The 16,332-nt window shown below is 69.6% G+C and carries 10 protein-coding genes and 3 pseudogenes; 2 read left to right on the top strand and 11 right to left on the bottom strand.

Going from position 1 to position 16,332, the window contains the following annotated elements:
* Positions 1–52 precede the first annotated feature (52 nt).
* Positions 53–1,402: an NTP/NDP exchange transporter gene (locus FU658_RS04530; protein ID WP_255505411.1), complete on the bottom strand. Its 1,350-nt coding sequence runs from the start codon at positions 1,400–1,402 to the stop codon at positions 53–55.
* A 118-nt stretch (positions 1,403–1,520) separates the two neighbouring features.
* On the opposite strand from FU658_RS04530, the pseudogene FU658_RS04525 reads away from it, so the two are divergent.
* Positions 1,521–3,118 (top strand): annotated as a pseudogene (locus FU658_RS04525) (GMC family oxidoreductase).
* A gap of 33 nt (positions 3,119–3,151) precedes the next feature.
* On the opposite strand, the gene FU658_RS04520 reads toward FU658_RS04525, so the two are convergent.
* Positions 3,152–5,038: a M48 family metallopeptidase gene (locus FU658_RS04520; protein ID WP_147890978.1), complete on the bottom strand. Its 1,887-nt coding sequence runs from the start codon at positions 5,036–5,038 to the stop codon at positions 3,152–3,154.
* 13 nt (positions 5,039–5,051) lie between these two features.
* A complete protein-coding gene (locus FU658_RS15080) occupies positions 5,052–5,363 on the bottom strand; it encodes a LemA family protein (RefSeq protein ID WP_255505410.1) in 312 nt (103 codons plus the stop codon).
* A gap of 357 nt (positions 5,364–5,720) precedes the next feature.
* On the opposite strand from FU658_RS15080, the gene FU658_RS04510 reads away from it, so the two are divergent.
* Positions 5,721–7,022 (top strand): serine hydrolase domain-containing protein, encoded by a 1,302-nt coding sequence (locus FU658_RS04510; protein WP_147890977.1) that lies wholly within the window; start codon positions 5,721–5,723, stop codon positions 7,020–7,022.
* On the opposite strand, the gene FU658_RS04505 is transcribed toward FU658_RS04510, so the two are convergent.
* The 8 genes and pseudogenes from FU658_RS04505 to FU658_RS04475 all read right to left on the bottom strand — a co-directional run bounded on the left by FU658_RS04505 (position 6,968) and on the right by FU658_RS04475 (position 16,245).
* Complete coding sequence (locus FU658_RS04505; RefSeq protein ID WP_147890976.1) at positions 6,968–9,064, bottom strand: EAL domain-containing protein; 2,097 nt, start codon at positions 9,062–9,064, stop codon at positions 6,968–6,970. The genes FU658_RS04510 and FU658_RS04505 overlap by 55 nt on opposite strands.
* 133 nt (positions 9,065–9,197) lie before the next feature.
* Positions 9,198–9,668, bottom strand: coding sequence for a histidine biosynthesis protein HisIE (locus FU658_RS04500; protein WP_147890975.1), 471 nt, complete (start codon positions 9,666–9,668; stop codon positions 9,198–9,200).
* Positions 9,669–10,404: 736 nt separating this feature from the next.
* Entirely contained in the window at positions 10,405–11,301 is an 897-nt protein-coding gene (locus FU658_RS04495) for a PLP-dependent aminotransferase family protein (RefSeq protein WP_255505409.1), read from the bottom strand.
* The gene (locus FU658_RS15075) at positions 11,301–11,771 is read right to left on the bottom strand and encodes a PLP-dependent aminotransferase family protein (protein ID WP_255505408.1); all 471 of its coding nucleotides are present in this window, start codon (positions 11,769–11,771) and stop codon (positions 11,301–11,303) included. Before FU658_RS15075 ends, FU658_RS04495 begins: the two co-directional genes overlap by 1 nt.
* A gap of 108 nt (positions 11,772–11,879) precedes the next feature.
* Positions 11,880–12,271: pseudogene (gcvH, locus tag FU658_RS04490) on the bottom strand (glycine cleavage system protein GcvH).
* Between the two features lie 91 nt (positions 12,272–12,362).
* Positions 12,363–13,468, bottom strand: a pseudogene (gene gcvT, locus FU658_RS04485) (glycine cleavage system aminomethyltransferase GcvT).
* Between the two features lie 109 nt (positions 13,469–13,577).
* A complete protein-coding gene (locus tag FU658_RS04480; protein WP_147890974.1) occupies positions 13,578–15,164 on the bottom strand; it encodes an ABC transporter permease in 1,587 nt (528 codons plus the stop codon).
* A gap of 10 nt (positions 15,165–15,174) precedes the next feature.
* Positions 15,175–16,245 (bottom strand): extracellular solute-binding protein, encoded by a 1,071-nt coding sequence (locus FU658_RS04475; protein WP_147890973.1) that lies wholly within the window; start codon positions 16,243–16,245, stop codon positions 15,175–15,177.
* Between the last annotated feature and the right edge of the window lie 87 nt (positions 16,246–16,332).

Below are 16,332 nucleotides of genomic sequence, written 5' to 3'. Positions count from 1 at the left end.
GGCCATTCCACGGCGACACCCCGCGAACCCCCGGCCACAAGGCCGGGGTTTTTCATGCGGCGGACGCGGCCCGGGCGGCGGGCGTGGGCTGTTCGGGCAAGGCCTGCTGCGCCCTGACCACCCGCCAGGCGCTCAGGAAGAATCCAGCGGCCACGAAAACGCCGACACCGAACACGGCCGTGGACCCCAGCGCCGCCAGCGGCTTGTGCAGCCACACGAAGCTCAGGTCGCCCGCACGGTAGACCACGGTGTCGATGAAGGCCTTCGCCTTGTATCGCGACTCGCGGTCGACCCGCGTATAGATCGTCTCGCGGGCTGGCTTGGCCAGCGAGAATTCGCTGGCCCGGGTGACGATCTGCACCAGCGCCACCAACACCGGCAAGGGCGAGGCCGCCAGCAGTGAGAAGCCGAGCATGATCGCCAGCCCGGGCAACAGCAGCAGCGGCGCGATGCCGAAGCGGGTCATCAGCCGCCCGGTCAGGAACACCTGCACCAGGATGGTCAGCACGTTGATGGCCAGGTCGATGGTGGAGAAGTAGGCGGCACGCTCGGCCGGGTCGGCGAACGCCGCACGCGCGATGGCCACCTGTTCGCTGTAGAGCAGCGTGCCCACGCCGACGCCGAAGAACATCAGCAGCGACAGCGCGCGCAGCAGGGGGTCGCGCCAGACCAGGCCGAACCCCGCCAGCACCGAGCCGCCAATCGGCTGCCCGGCAGACACCACGCCCTGCTCGCGCTCGCGGCGCAGCGCGTGCGAGCGCAACTTCAGGATGCACACCAGGCACAGGCCCAGCAGCAACGCCGAGACCAGCATCAGGTTCGCCACGCCCACCGTCTGCACCAGCGTCCGGGTCAGCGCCGGCCCGAGCAGCGCACCGATGGTTCCACCGGCCCCGATGTAGCCATACACCCGCTTGGCCTCGACGTTGGAGAACACGTCGGCCATGAAGCTCCAGAACACCGACACGGCGAACAGGTTGAACACTGCCAGCCACACGAAGAACAACGCACCGCGACCCGGCATGGCGGCGTGGAAGACGAGGTAGAAACCCAGCAGGCAGGCGATGAAGAACAGGTAGACCGCCGGCAGGAAGATGCGCCGGGGAAAACGGCTCACCAGTGCGCCATACACCGGCTGCATCAGCAGCATCGCGACGAAGGTGGCGCTGAAGAGCACCTGCAGCGTGTAGTCGCCAAGCACCACGCCTGCGCCGGAGGCGGCCTCGATCAACCACGACGGGAACACCGCATCGGCGTCGGGCGAGGCGGCCATCGCGTCGCGCACCGGCCGCAGCACGTAGTACCCGCTGAGCAGGCAGAAGAAGTACACGAACGCCCACCACAGCGCCGGGGTGGCGCCGAGCTCGCGTTGGAAGCGTTGCAGTCGATCGAGGGCGCCCACGGCCCAATGATCCGATGCCTTGGCCGGCGGCGCCAGCCCGCGGGCGGCTGGCCGCCGGTGCCCGCCACATGCCCCGGCACAGAGCATTTGCTCTATCCAGCCCGCCTAGCCTCGGAGGATGACGTCCACGCACCAGCCCGAGTACGACTACATCATCGTCGGCGCGCTCCGCCGGCTGCGTCCTGGCCAATCGCCTGTCCGCCGACCCGCGCACCTCCGTGCTGCTGCTCGAGGCCGGCCCGAGCGACTGGCATCCGTTCCTGCACATGCCCGCGGGCATCGCCAAGCTGGTCGGCAAGAAGGGCGTGAACTGGGACTACCAGACCGCGGCCGAACCGCAACTGGACGGCCGCAGCCTGTGGTGGCCGCGCGGCAAGGTGCTGGGCGGCTCCAGCTCGATCAATGCGATGTGCTACATCCGCGGGAATGCGCGCGACTACGACGAGTGGGCCGAGCTCGGCGCCGAGGGCTGGGACTGGGCAAGCGTGCTGCCCTACTTCCTGCGCTCGGAGGCCAACACGCGCGGGGCCGGCCCCTGGCACGGCGCCGACGGCCCCCTGGGCGTGGACGACCTGCGCTACACCAACCCGCTCTCGGCCGCGTTCATCGCGGCGGCGGGCCAGGCCGGGCTGCCCGGCAACCCCGACTTCAACGGCCCCGAACAGGCCGGCTTCGGCTGGTACCAGGTGACCCAGCGCAACGGTGCGCGCTGTTCCTCCGCCGCCGCCTACCTGGCCCCGGTGCGCAAGCGGCAACCTGCACGTGGCCACCGGGGCGCTGGCCGGGAAGGTCACCATGGAAGGCTCACGGGCCACCGGCGTCGCCTACACCCACCGCGGCCGCTCGATCCAGGCGCGCGCGCGCCGCGAGGTGCTGCTCAGCGCCGGCGCGATCAACTCGCCCCAGTTGCTGATGCTCTCGGGCATCGGTCCGGCCGAGGAACTGTCGGCCCACGGCATCGGCATCCACCTTGACCTGCCCGGCGTCGGTGCGAACCTGCAGGACCACCTCGACGTGTGCACGCTGCAGCGCGCTACCCAGCGCATCACCTACGACACGCTGTTCGACCCCTGGGTGGCCGCGCGCTACTACCTGCAACGCCAGGGGCCGGGTACCAGCAACATCGCCGAGGCCGGGGGCTTCGCCCGTTCGCCACTGGCGCCGGACGACCGCCCCGACCTGCAGTTCCATTTCGTTCCCGCCCAGCTCGACGACCACGGCCGCAACCGTCTCGCCGGCAGCGGTTACACCGTCCACGTGTGTGGCCTTCGCCCGCGCAGCCGAGGCCGCCTGCGGCTGGCCTCGGCCGACCCGAAGGCCAAGGCGGTGCTGGAAGCGGGCTACCTGTCCGACCCGGGCCAGGAGGACCTGGCGGTGCTGCTGGAAGGCCTGAAGCTGTCGCGCCGCATCCTGGCGCAGCCGGCGTTCGCCCCCTTCCGCGGCGAGGAGCTGCTGCCGGGGGCCGCAGTGACCTCCGACGAGGAACTCGTCGCCTACATCCGCCGCAAGGCGGAAACGATCTACCACCCGATCGGCACCTGCCGCATGGGCGACGACGAGCAGGCGGTGGTCGACCCGCAGCTGCGGGTGCGGGGCGTGGAGAACCTCCGGGTGGTCGATGCCTCGGTGATGCCGAAGCTGATCGGCGGCAACACCAACGCCCCGACGATCATGATCGCCGAACGGGCGAGCGACCTGGTGCTGGCGACCGATTGATTCCCGCCGGGCGCGAAACCCCGGCCGGCCTGATCAGGCGTGGACCAGCGGCGGTACCGGGCAATGCAGCACCGCGCACACGGTCCGCAACAGTTCCGCCTGGGCCACGCCGACGCGGCCATCGTGGCTGACCGCCTCGACCATGCCCTCCACCAGCAAGGCCTTGGACGTCGGCTCCAACTCGTCGAGTACCGGCCACACCTCGTCCAGCGCGGTGATGCCCTCGGGCGGCGGCGCGTAGTCGATGTGCTGGTTGGGCAGGCTGCGGCTCAACCCGGCGTGGAAGGCACGCTTGGCGCCCGCCTCGTCGTCGTGGCCCAGGTGCGCCAGCAAGGCCAGCACCGTGGCCAGCGCGTCGCGGCTTTGCGACAGCTTGCGGCGCCCGGCGCGCCAGTGCCTTGCCGGGTCCAGGGCCTCGTGCACCTGGGTTTCCAGCAATTGCCCCAGGCAGTACTCGAAGGCACTGATGCGGCCATCGGCATGCACCAGGGCGTGCACCGCATCGGAGAATGCCTGCAGCTCCGCGCGGGGGCGCCGGCGCAGGACCGGAAATGCCAGCTCGGCCAGCGGCAGGCGCGACATCGGGTGCAGTTCAACGAGCCGGTCGGCCCAGTGCAGGGCCCGGTCGGCAGCATCCTTCCCATGGCGCGCGGCGAGTTCGAAATGCTGCCGCTCGCGCACTTCGCCATCGCGGGAGAACAACAGTCCCCAGACCAGCGCCGTGGCCTCCTCCGCGTGCCGGGCGGCCTGGCGGAACGCATCCGGGATCGCCTCGAGCATTGCGCCGGCCAGCACGTAGTCCGGCGCGTCGGGTGACGCCACGTGGGCCACCACGCCGGTCGGGACGACGTCGGACTGCCCGGTGGCCGACGGCATCGTCGCCCCGCCACCGACCAGCCCCAGCGCCACGTCCTCCTGCAGCCCGGATGGTGGGGAGGTCGCCCAGCGCTTGGAAAGCTCCTTGAACTCGTCGGCCCGGAAGGCGGGTTCCAGGGCCTGGATGCGCTGCAGCAGCGGGGGGTGGGTCGCGAACATCGACGAGAAACCGACGCCGTCGCCGAACAGCATGTGGCTGACTTCCTCGCCCTCGGCCTGCTGCAGCTTCGAACCCTCGGGGATGCCGCCGATCTTCTTGAGCGCACCGGCGATGCCGCGCGTCTGCCGGGTGAACTGCACGGCCGAGGCGTCGGCGAGGTACTCGCGCTGCCGGCTCACGCCGGCCTTGATCAGGCGACCGAAGAACAGGCCGATGTAGCCGATCAGCATGACCACCAGGGCCACCACCATGATCGCGCCGGCATTGTTGTTGCGCGAGCGCGGGGTGAAGCGGGCGCCGTACATGACCTGCCGGCCGATCAGCGCCAGCACCAGGATGCCGAACAGCCCGCCCATCAGGCGGATGTTGAGGCGCATGTCGCCGTTGAGGATGTGGCTGAACTCGTGCGCCACCACGCCCTGCAGTTCGTCGCGGTTGAGCTTCTCCAGCGCACCGCGGGTCACCGCGACGGCGGCATCCGAGGTCGACCAGCCGGCCGCGAAGGCATTGATGCCGCCTTCCTTCTCCAGCACGTAGATCTCCGGCACCGGCACCGAGGACGCGATCGCGATCTCCTCCACCACGTTGCGCAGGCGCCGGTAGTGCGGGTCGGTCGTGTCCTCGGCCACCAGCGTGCCGCCCAGCTCGCGGGCCACCGCGCCGCCGCCGTTGCGAAGGCCGCTGACCCGGAACAGCGAGGCCACGCCGATGACGCCGACCGTGACCAGGGACGCCAGCAGCATCGGCCCGGGCGCGAAGCCACCGAAGGCGAAACCCAGCGCCACGTTCACCGCCAGGACGATGCCGAGCACCGCCATGACGAACAGGGCGACCAGGCGACGCGACAGCTTGCGCGCCGCCTCCTGGCGTTCGAAGAAATTCAAGCCGGTGCCCGCCTCAGGACCCGAAGGACACCTTCGGGACCTCGCGCTTGGCCGGGTCCTCGATCTCGAGCAATGCGGCGTGCTGGAAACTGAACATGCCGGCGACGATGTTCGAGGGGAACACCTCGCGCTTGTTGTTGTAGGCCATGACCTGGTCGTTGAAGGCCTGGCGGGCGAACGCGACGCGGTTCTCGGTCGAGGTGAGCTCCTCGGAGAGCTGCATCATGTTCTGGTTGGCCTTGAGGTCCGGGTAGGCCTCCGACAGCGCGAACAGCCGGCCCAGGGTCTGGGTCAGCATGTTCTCGGCACCGGCCAGCTGCTTCATCGCCTCCGGGTTGCCCGGGTCGGCCGCGGCGACTTCTGCGCGTTGACCGCCCCGCTGCGCGCGGCATGACCGCCTCGAGCGTCTCGCGCTCGTGCGACATGTAGCCCCGGGCCACCTCGACCAGGTTCGGGATCAGATCGTGGCGCCGGGTCAGTTGCACGTCGATCTGCGCGAACGCGTTCTTGTAGGCGTTGCGGGCGGTGATCAGGCCGTTGTAGATGCCGACGATGAAGAAGCCCAGCACGACGATGATCGCCAGGATGACAAGTACGGTGGCCACGGCATTCCCCTTGACGTGTTCATGCCCGGCGCGGAATCTCGCGCTACACTGGGCGGAAGCCAGAGCATACGCAGCCCATGCGACAGACGAAAGCCACGCTGTTCCTCGCCGGCGCCATCGCCGCGCTGGCCTTCGCCTTCCCGGCGCCCCTCGAAGCCACCGTCACCGAGCAGCGCCCCGCCCAGGGCCAGCGCGACTTCACCGCCGAAGCCCGCGAGATCGAGCGCCTCGCCGAGCAGATCGTCGAGCGCACCGGCATCCCCGGCCTGATGATCACGATCGTCCAGGACGACCGCGTGCTGGTCGCACGGGGCATCGGCGTGGTCGACGCCACGACCGGCGAGAAGGCCACCCCGGACACCGCCTACCGGATCGCGTCGCTGTCCAAGACCTTCGCCGGCGTGCTGACCGGCGTGCTGGTGCGCGATGGCATCTTCAGCTGGGAAAGCCGGGTCTCCGGTTTCATGCCGGCACTGCGCTTGCCCAACGAACAGGGTGCGGAGCTGCTGACGATCCGCGACATCCTCAGCCACCAGGTGGGCGTGGCCACGCGCGCGTTCGACCGCGACATCCAGGCCGACCAGCCCTACCCGGTGCTGGCCGCGCGCCTGGGCGAAGCGCCGGCCACCTGCCTGCCGGGCGCCTGCTATGCCTACCAGAACGTCGCCTTCAGCCTGATCGGCGACGTCGTGTTCGCGGCCACCGGCGATTTCTTCCACCGCGAGGTGGAGAAGCGCCTGTTCCATCCGCTGGGCATGTATTCGGCCACCTACGGCCGCGATGCACTGGAGTCCACGCCCAGCTGGGCACGGCCGCATGTCCGCGGTGCCCGCGGCTGGGTGCCGGTGCGCGCCCAGGAAACCTATTACCGCCTGCCACCGTCGGCCGGCGTGAATGCCAGCGCCCGCGACATGGCGCAGTGGCTGATCGCGAACATGGGCCGACGCCCCGAGGTGCTGAGTACCGAGGTGCTGGAGTCGGTGCATGCCCCGGTGGTGCGCACGCCCGACCAGCTGCGCTCAACCACCTGGCGCCGCGACCGGCTGCGCGACGCGCACTACGCCGCCGGCTGGCGCATCTACGACTACGCCGGCGAGACGCTGGTGTTCCATGGTGGCGCCGTACAGGGTTCGCGCGCGGCGATGGGCTTCCTGCCCGATCGCGGCATCGGCGTGGCGATCGTGTGGAACAGTGAAAGCCCGGCGCCTTCGGGCCTGCTGCCGACGGTCATCGACCGGGCGCTGGGCCTGCCGCGCCACGACTGGGTGCAGCTGGACCGCCTCGCCGCTGACCCGGCCCTGGTGGCCGCACGGGGCGGCCGGACTCAGTCCAGGCTCAACAGCGGCCGCGGCTGGCCGAAGAAGTACCCCTGGCAGTAGTCAACGCCGATCTCCTTGACCCGGCGGTAGACCGCCTCGCTCTCAACGAACTCCGCGATCGTGCGCACGCCCAGCACCTTGCCGATGCGGTGGATCGACTCGACCATCGCCAGGCTCACGCCGTCGTCGTCGGCATCGCGGACGAACTGGCCGTCGATCTTGATGTAGTCGACAGGAAGCCGCTTGAGGTAGGCGAACGAGTTCAGGCCTGCACCGAAGTCGTCGAGTGCGAACGTGCAGCCGAACTCGCGCATGCGGCGGATGAACTCGCCGGCCTCGCCGAGGTTGGCGATCGCCTCGCTTTCGGTCAGTTCGAAGCACAGCGAGGCCTCGGGTGGCAGCCCGCGAACGCACTCCTCGGCGTAGTCGCGGAACTCCGGGTCGCTCAGCGACGAACCCGACAGGTTGATCGCCACCAGTTCCGGCAGCGCCCGGCCGGTGTGGTCGCGCCACTGCAACCACTCGCAGACCTGCCCGATGACCCAGCGGTCGATGCGTCCCATCAGGCCGTAGTGCTGGGCAGCCGGGAGGAACTCACCCGGCGGCACCAGCCGGCCGCTGGCGTCGGGCAAGGAAATCAACACCTCGATGTGGCGCCCGGTGGGCACCCCGGTGGACGTGGGCACGATATCCAGGCCCAGCAGGTGGAAGTCGCCCACCTCCAGCGCGGTCTGCAGTCGCGGGATCCAGCGCATCTCGCCCTGGCGCCGGACCACGTCGACATCGGAGGGCTCGAAGACGTGGACCCGGTTGCGTCCCCGCTCCTTGGCCACGTAGCAGGCCGCGTCGGCCGCCATCAGCACCTGTTCCTGCGAAATGTCCTTGGTGCTGAGCGTGGCGACGCCGATCGAGCCACCGATCGTGAATTGCCGGTCGGACCACTCGAAGCGCAGGTGCGCCAGCGCATCGACCATGCCCTGTGCCTGGCGGGCCGCCTCGCTGACCACGCAATGCGGCAACAGCACGCCGAACTCGTCGCCGCCCAGGCGCGCCAGCATCGCCTCGCCGGACAACAGGGACTGCAACGTGTTGGCGACGTCCTTGAGCAGCGCGTCGCCGGCGGCATGGCCGCAAGTGTCATTGACCAGCTTGAACTGGTCCAGGTCGATGTAGCACACCGCATGCGGCCCGCCACCGGTATTGGCATCGGCCACCAGGCGCTTGAGCTGGCGTTCGAATTCCTCGCGGTTGCGCAGTCCGGTCAGCGAATCGTGGCTGGCGCGGTAAGCCAACTCCCTCACCAGGGCCGCCGTCTGCGAGGTGTCCCGGAAGGTCAGCACCAGGCCGCGCGGCAGCCCCTCGCTGTCGGCGATGGTCGCCACCGAGAGTTGCGCGACGCACTCGCTGCCGTCGCGGCGGGCCAAGGTCGCCGGTCCCTCGCTGATCGCATGCATCCATGCCGCCAGCGCGGCGATGCCGGCTTCGGCCGGCGGCGGTCGTTGCGCCGTGGGCCGGAACACCTCCCACACCGGTCGACCCACCGCGTCGGGCCCGGCCCAGCCGGTGATGCGTTCCGCCGCAGGGTTCAGGTACTCGACCAGGGCATCCGCCCCCACGCTGATCACGCCATCGGCGATCGCCCGCAAGGTCGCCTGGGCGCGGTCCTTCTCGGCGGCCAGGTGCTGCTCGAAGCGTCGGCGCTCGGTGATGTCGCGCAGGCTGGCCACCCATTGCCACTGCCCGCCAACACCGAGGGGCAACCAGCGTATCCGGGCCTCGAGCCACAGCCAGCGCTGGTCGGCGTGGCGCACGCGCACCTCCAGCACCGCCTCGCGCGGGCCGGTTCCACGCGCACGGTCCTGCGACGCCTGCAGCTTCTGCAGGTCGGCGCGATGCAACCACTTCGCCAGTCGACGACCCACCAGCGTCTCGGGGCGCCGGCCCAGCACGCGCCGCGCGGCGGGGCTCACGTAGCGGATGCGACCCGCCGACTCGCCGAGGGCGAGGATGTCCGCCGACTGCTCGGCCAGTTCACGGAAAATCGCGTCGTCGTGGCCGGCGCGGGCTGCCGGGGACACCAGCGGGGTGACGTTGTCGTTCATGCACCTATCGTAGTCCCGGCCCCTCACCGCGTCACGCGCGAATCGACCCGCACGGACGATGCCGGTCACAGAAACAAAAAGCCCTCCCCGCCAAAGGCAGGGAGGGCTGATCGAAGGCCGATCGGGGTGACGCTTACAGCGACGGCGCGACCGGCGGTGCCGGCATGACCGGTGCAGCGGGTGCCGCCTTCTTGCGGGCGGGCTTCTTCGCTGCCTTCCTGGGCGCTGCCGTCTTCGGTGCCGCCTTCTTCGCGGCCGGCTTGCGGGTCGACTTCTTGGCGGTCTTCTTGGGCGTCAACTTCTTGACCGCCTTCTTGACCGCCTTCTTGACCTTGGCAGCAGCCTTCTTGGGTGCCGACTTCTTGGCGGCCTTCTTCGGCGCAGCCTTCTTCGTCGACTTCTTGGCAGCCTTCTTCGGAGCGGCCTTCTTCGTCGACTTCTTGGCGGCCTTCTTCGGTGCAGCCTTCTTCACCGACTTCTTGGCGGCCTTCTTCGGCGCTGCCTTACGGGCAGTGGCCTTCTTTGCCGTAGCCTTCTTCGCGGTTGCCTTCTTGGCTGCCGGTTTCTTGGCAGCCGCCTTTTTGGTTGCTTTCTTCGTAGCCATGGTTCGTCCAACTCCTCGTCAATTGACTTTGCCTTTCCCAGGCCTGGGTCAAACCACCGGGGGTGTACGACCGCCGGTGAGCCGCCTGGCGTGAATACGTCGCGCCAGTGGATCGGAACGACGCCGTGGAACGCGCCGCTGGAAACGAAAAACGCCCCCGTCGATTTCGACGCGGGCGTTGCGATGGGGGTACGGAAGCGGGGGAGACTCGGGCTTTCCCGGAGCGATTTTCTCCAGGTCGATGGTGTAGGAATTTTCGGGCGACCGTTTGGCCGTTGCCCCTGACACTGAGTTTTCCAAATTCACCTTTGCGCGCTAACCGAGACTGCTGGGCGAAAGCTAATCACGTGCAAACCACGTGTCAACACATCGCACGCGCGCAGAGCACCGGCCCATGCGGCTTTCAGGCAAGGCATCGCAGTCGACTCGACGCGGGTGCGCAGCGCACCTCGCCAGGCAACACCGACGCGGCCATCGCTCAGTTGCCCGGAAAGCAAGCAATGGCAAGCCTCGCAGCAAGTGCGCGAAATTCTTCGCACAGTTGCAAGCCGCGAAAACATCGACCAACGACGCATCGGTTCTTGCGTCCGTCGCGTTGCATGGAACGCAAGTCGACGCGCCGACCCGGTCGCGTTTTTTACGCGATGCAACATCGTTATTGCGCGAACCTTGGATCCTAAAACGCGCGGCCGCGTCGTTGCCGACGCGGGCCCGGAACACATTCGTCGCAGCAAGCTCAGTCCAGCGCGGCGGCCAGTGCCTGCGCGAACTGCTCGATGTCGTCGTCGGTCTTGGTCTCGGTGGCACACACCAGGAGCGCGTCACCGAGGCCGGGATACTCCTCGCCGATCGCCACGCCGGCGACGATGCGCTGGGCGGCAAGACGCTCGATGATTTCGCTTGCCGGGCGCGGCAGCTGCAACGCCACCTCGTGGAAATGGACCTGCTCCGGGAACAGTGCCCGCACGCCACTGATGCGTTCCAGCCGTGCCCGCAGCTTGCGGGTGTTCGCCATGGACTGGGCGGCCACGCGCGTGAGGCCCTCCGGCCCGATCAGCGCCATGTAGATCGTCGCCGCCGTGACCAGGAGACCCTGGTTGGTGCAGATGTTCGACGTGGCCTTGGCGCGGCGGATGTGCTGCTCGCGCGCCTGCAGCGTCAGCGCGAAACCGGGCTTGCCGTCCAGGTCGGTGGTGCGGCCGACGATGCGACCGGGCAGGTCGCGCACCAACGCCTGGCGGCAGGCGAGCAGGCCGAAGTAGGGGCCGCCGGAAGACAGCGGCACACCCATCGGCTGGCCTTCTCCACAGACGATATCGGCGCCGCGCAGGCCCTCGACCTCGCTGCCCCACTGCCCGGGCGCCTTGAGCACCGCCAGGCTCATCGGGTTGACCACCGCGATGACCAGGGCGCCGCGTGCGTGGGCGAAATCGGTCAGCGCGTCGACGTCCTCGAGCACGCCGAAGAAGTTCGGCTGCGGCACGACCAGGCTGGTGAACTCGCCGTCCAGCTTCTCGAGCGCGGCAACGTCCAGGCGGCCGTCCGGGCAATCGATCTCCTCGATCGCGATGCCCTGGAGCTCCAGGATCGAACGGACCGTCTTGCGGTAGGCGGGGTGCACCGACACCGGCATCAGCACGCGCGCTTGGCGTTGCGCCGCTGGGTCCGCTCGGCCATCAGGATCGCCTCGGCCAGCGCCGTGGCACCGTCGTACATCGAGGCGTTGGAGACGTCCATGCCCGTCAGGCGGGTCATCATCGTCTGGTATTCGTAGATCAGCTGCAGGTTGCCCTGGCTGGCCTCGGCCTGGTACGGCGTGTAGGCGGAGTAGTACTCGCCACGCGAGACGATCTGCCAGACCGCCGCCGGGATGTGGTGCTCGTAGGCACCGGCGCCGGCGAAGTTCAGGTGGGCCTCGTCCAGGCGCGCGCGCTCGGCCATCAGCCGATTGATCGCCATCTCGTTGAGGCCGTCGGGCACGCCGGCCAGCCCTTCGATCTTGAGCTCGGCGGGAATCTCGTCGAACAGGTCCTCGATGCTGTCGACGCCAATGGCCTCGAGCATGGTGCGGACGTCGGCATCACTATGGGGAATGAACGGCATGGCGGGACTCGTGGCGATCCGGGGGCCGGTGGGGCCGGCCCGGTGTGCGGCAGGCGCGGGCGCGCCTGGGGACGCCCGATCATGGACCGGGCGGGGTGAAGACGGTGATCAGCCTTCGTTGTCGAGCAGCTCGGCGTAGTCGTCGGGCGAGAGCAGCGACTCCAGCTCGCCGACGTCGTCGGCCTTGATGCGGAAGATCCAGCCCTCGCCGTAGGCGTCCTCGTTGATCGTCTCGGGCTTGTCGGTCAGTGCGTCGTTGATCGCGACGATCTGGCCGGCCACCGGGGCGTAGACGTCGGACGCGGCCTTGACCGACTCGACCACGGCCGCGCCGGCTCCGGCTTCAAGCGTGTCGCCGACGCCGGGCAGTTCCACGAACACCAGGTCGCCCAGCAGGCCCTGCGCGTGGTCGGAGATGCCGACGGTGACGGTGCCGTCGTCCTCGATGCGGCCCACTCGTGGGTCTTGAGGAACTTCAGGTCGCCGGGGATCTCGCTCATGGAATGCTCCTGTTGGAATCGGTCAAGGCCAAGGCGCGGATTGTACCGGAGGTGCCCGGCCAAGGCAGGTGTTGCCCATGCAACGGCGGGTTCAGGCCAGCACGCCGTCCTGCGCCTGGCCTTCGCGCACGAACGGCAGCTTCACCACGCGCACCGGCACCTCGCGGCCGCGGATGTCCACCCGCACCTCCCCCAGCTCGCCGGCGGGCACCCGCGCGAAGGCGATGGCGCGGCCCAGGGTCGGCGAGAACGTGCCCGAGAGGATCTCGCCCTCGCCCGCCGCGCACAGCACGCGCTGGCCGTGACGCAGCACGCCCTTCTCGTCCATGACGATGCCGATCATCCGGCGGCCCACCCCGGCCGACTTGAGCGCCTCCAGCGCCGCGCGGCCGATGAAGTCGCGGCCCTCGTCGAAGCTCACCGTCCAGGCCAGGCCGGCCTCCAGCGGCGACACGGTCTCGTCCATGTCCTGCCCGTAGAGGTTCATGCCCGCCTCCAGGCGGAGCGTGTCGCGTGCGCCGAGGCCGGCGGGCTTCACGCCGGCGGCCAGCAGGCGCTCCCACAACGCCGGCACGTGCCCGTGTTCGAGCACCACCTCGAAGCCGTCCTCGCCGGTGTAGCCGGTCCGGGCGACGAACAGCTCGCCGCCGTCCGGCCCGGCCACCTGGGCGGCGGCGAAGCGGCCCAGCGCCCCGACCACGCCCGCGGCGCGCCGTCGAGCAGGGCGATGAAGGTCGCGCGCGCCGCCGGCCCCTGCACCGCGATGATCCCGAGGTCCCCGCGCTCGCGCACCTCGACGCCGAACGCCGCCGCATGCCGGGTGATCCAGGCCAGGTCCTTCTCGCGCGTGGAGGCGTTGACCACCATGCGGAACCAGGACTCTTCCATGAAGTACACGATCAGGTCGTCGATGACGCCCCCGCGCTCGTTGAGCATGCAGGTGTAGAGCGCCTTGCCCGGCTTCTTGAGCTTGTCGATGTTGTTGGCGACGAGCTGGCGCAGGAACTCGCGCGTGCGTTCGCCACGCAGGTCGACCACGGTCATGTGCGACACATCGAACATGCCGGCGTCGCGACGCACGGCGTGGTGCTCCTCGATCTGCGAGCCATAGCTGATCGGCATGTCCCAGCCGCCGAAATCGACCATCTTCGCGCCGAGGGCGCGGTGGGAGGCGTTGAGGACCGTGGCTTGCGACATGGGGCGGCCTTTGCTGGAAGCGGGAAACCGCCATTATCGCAGGTTGGCGGCAGGCTCCATAGACCGCGCCAGCCGGCCGGCGGGACCCGTCACGCCCGCGGCCTCGACCTCAGCGCTGCTGCCGCATCAGCCACCACACCGGCAGCAGGCCGACGGCGGAGAGCAGCAACGCCGGCCACGCTGCCTGCGCCCACAGTCCCTCGCTGGTGTAGGCATACACGCGCACCGCCAGCGTGTCCCAGCCGAAGGGGCGCAGCATCAGCGTGGCGGGCAGTTCCTTCATCACCTCCACCAGCACCAGCAGCGCGCCCGCCACCAGGCCCGGTCGCAACAGCGGCAGCGTGATGCGGGTGAAACGCATCCAAGCCGGCACCGCCAGCGTGCGCGCGGTCTCGATGACCGACGGGCGCAGCGCGGAGAACGCGGTTTCCACCGCCCCGTGGCCCACGCGCAGGAAGCGCGCCGACAAGGCCAGCAGCACGGCCACCAGGCTGGAGGACAAGGCCACGCGCCCCAGACCCAGCTGGGCCAGGCCACCCTCCATCCACACCAGCATCAACATCACGCCAACGGCCAGAACCGTGCCCGGCACCGCATAGCCGAGGTTGCCGACGAAGCTGGCGGCGAACACCGCGCGATCCCCGGGCATGCGCCGCGCGATCATCACCAGCACCAACGCCAGCAACAGGACCAGGGCCGTGGCCATGCCGCCGAGCGCCACGGTGTTCCATGCCGCCTCAGACACCCGGGGCAGCTCGTCGCGCGCACTCCAGGCCCATGTGCCCAATCGCAGCATCGGCACCACGAACCCCATCGTCACGGTGACCCCGGCCAGCACCGTGACCAACCAGCCATGCCAGCCCCGCAGCGCGCGCCGCGGCAGCGGCTTGATGGCGCGTTCGGCGTACTGCGCCTTGCCCCGCGCCAACCGTTCCACCAGCAGCGCCAGCGCGACCAGGCCCAGCAGGCCACAGGCCAGCTGCGCGGCATTGGGCAAGGACTGCAGGTCGAACCAGACCCGGTAGATCGTCGTGGTCAGCGTCTCGACGCCGAGGATGCTCACGGCGCCAAAGTCGGCAAGCGTCTCCAGCACCGCCAGCGTCACGCCCGCCACCCAGGCCGGGCGGGTCATCGGCAGCACGACGCGAAAGAAGCCCTCGACCGGCCCCCGGCCAAGGCTGCGGGCAGCGTCCAGGGCCGCCGACCCCTGCCTGAGGAAGGCGGCGCGCGAGAGCAGGTACACATAGGGATAGAGCACCAGCGACAACAGCAGCGCCGCGCCCACCAGGCCACGCGGGGTCGGCAGGGCCGGCAGGCCCGGGGCGAGTTGCCGCCAGCTGGTCTGCAGCAGGCTGCTGTAGTCGAACACGCCCACGTAGACGAAGGCGACCACGTAGCCGGGAATCGCCAGCGGCAGCACCAGCGCCCAGTCCAGAACGCGACGCCCCGGGTACTCGAAGCGGGCACCGGCCCACGCGAAGCCGATGCCCGGGATCAGCGTGAACACACCGACCAGCAGCGCCAGCACCAGCGTGTTGCCCGTGGCCCTCGGCAGGAGGTGCTGGGAAACGTGCGCCCACAGGTCCGGCCGGCCATCACCGAAGCCGGTGGCCAGGAAGGCCAGCGGCAGCAGCAGCGGCAGCGCCAGCAGCGCCGCCGCCAGCCGCGGCCACTGCGGCTGCCGCGCTGCCGTCACCGGCGTGGCCTCAACGCCAACGCACGCGGTCCATCATCTGCACCGCTTCGGACTGCCTGCGGCCCGCGACCACCACGTCGATCGGGTCGGCCTCGAACTCGCCCCAGGCCGCCACCAGCGGGTCGACATCCACGCCGCGGCGCGCGGGAAACTCGAAGTTCACCTCGGCGAACTGCTTTTGCACCCCTTCGGAAGCCAGCCACTCCAGGAATTCGCGCGCCGCTTCCGGGTGCGGGGCGTTCGCGGTGATGCCGGCACCGGACACGTTCACGTGCACGCCGCTGCCATTGGCGCCGCTGCCGCCCTGGTTCGGCCAGAAGATCGCCACCGGGACATCCGGGTTGTCGCGCTGCACGCGGCCGAAGTAGTAGGTGTTGACGATGCCCACGTCGCACTGCCCCGCCGCGACCGCATTGATCAGCATGGTGTCGTCGGGAAACGGATCCGTGGCCAGGTTGGCGACCCAGCCGGCAAGCACCTGCTCGGCCTGCTCGGCGCCCAGGCGCTCGATCAGCGTGGCGGTCAGGGACTGGTTGTAGACCTTGCGCGAGGAGCGCAGGCACAGCCGGCCGCGCCACTTCGGGTCGGCCAGGTCCTCGTAGGTCGACAGCTCGCCGGGCTGCACGCGCTGCGTGGAATGCACGATCGTGCGGGCGCGCAGCGACAGGCCGAACCACCGCCCCTCCGGGTCGCGGTAGTTCGCCGGGATCGCGGACTCGAGCTCGGGCGATGCCAAGGGTGCCAGCACGCCACGCTCTGCGGCCTGCCACAGGTTGCCGGCGTCGACCGCCATCAGGATGTCGGCGCGGGTGTTCGCGCCTTCCGCCACCAGGCGCTCGATCAGCACCGGCGTGGTGTCGGTCAGGTAGCGCACGCGGATCCCGGTCTCTTCGGTGTAGCGGTCGAAGACCGGCTGGATCAACGGCTCGCGGCGCTCGGAGTACACGACCAGCTCCGATGGGGCGTCGTCCACCCCGCCAGTCGTCGAAGGGGCCTCGCCGGAGGGGCCGCAGCCCGCCAGGAGGGCCACGAGCGCGCCGGGCAGGACGGCGGCCAGAAACGTGCGGGAATGCTGGGACATCGACGGCTCCTAGGGCAATGGACAAATGATAATCATTCGCAAGCGTCACGCAAACCCACCTGCCCCAAGGGCCAGGAGGACGCCGTG

Origin of the sequence: Alkalisalibacterium limincola (assembly GCF_008017755.1) — a bacterium.
Lineage (GTDB): Bacteria > Pseudomonadota > Gammaproteobacteria > Xanthomonadales > Xanthomonadaceae > Alkalisalibacterium > Alkalisalibacterium limincola.
Note: the sequence above shows the minus strand (reverse complement) of the source record. Positions and strands in the feature narration are given on the sequence as shown.

Bases quoted from the DNA above. Each gene is read 5' to 3' on its own strand.
- FU658_RS15080 (WP_255505410.1), bottom strand. From the start codon at position 5,363: ATGAAGCAGCTGGCCGGTGCCGAGAACATGCTGACCCAGACCCTGGGC.
- FU658_RS04510 (WP_147890977.1), top strand. From the start codon at position 5,721: ATGCGACAGACGAAAGCCACGCTGTTCCTCGCCGGCGCCATCGCCGCG.
- FU658_RS04505 (WP_147890976.1), bottom strand. From the start codon at position 9,064: ATGAACGACAACGTCACCCCGCTGGTGTCCCCGGCAGCCCGCGCCGGC.
- FU658_RS04500 (WP_147890975.1), bottom strand. From the start codon at position 9,668: ATGGCTACGAAGAAAGCAACCAAAAAGGCGGCTGCCAAGAAACCGGCA.
- FU658_RS04495 (WP_255505409.1), bottom strand. From the start codon at position 11,301: ATGCCGGTGTCGGTGCACCCCGCCTACCGCAAGACGGTCCGTTCGATC.
- FU658_RS15075 (WP_255505408.1), bottom strand. From the start codon at position 11,771: ATGCCGTTCATTCCCCATAGTGATGCCGACGTCCGCACCATGCTCGAG.
- FU658_RS04475 (WP_147890973.1), bottom strand. From the start codon at position 16,245: ATGTCCCAGCATTCCCGCACGTTTCTGGCCGCCGTCCTGCCCGGCGCG.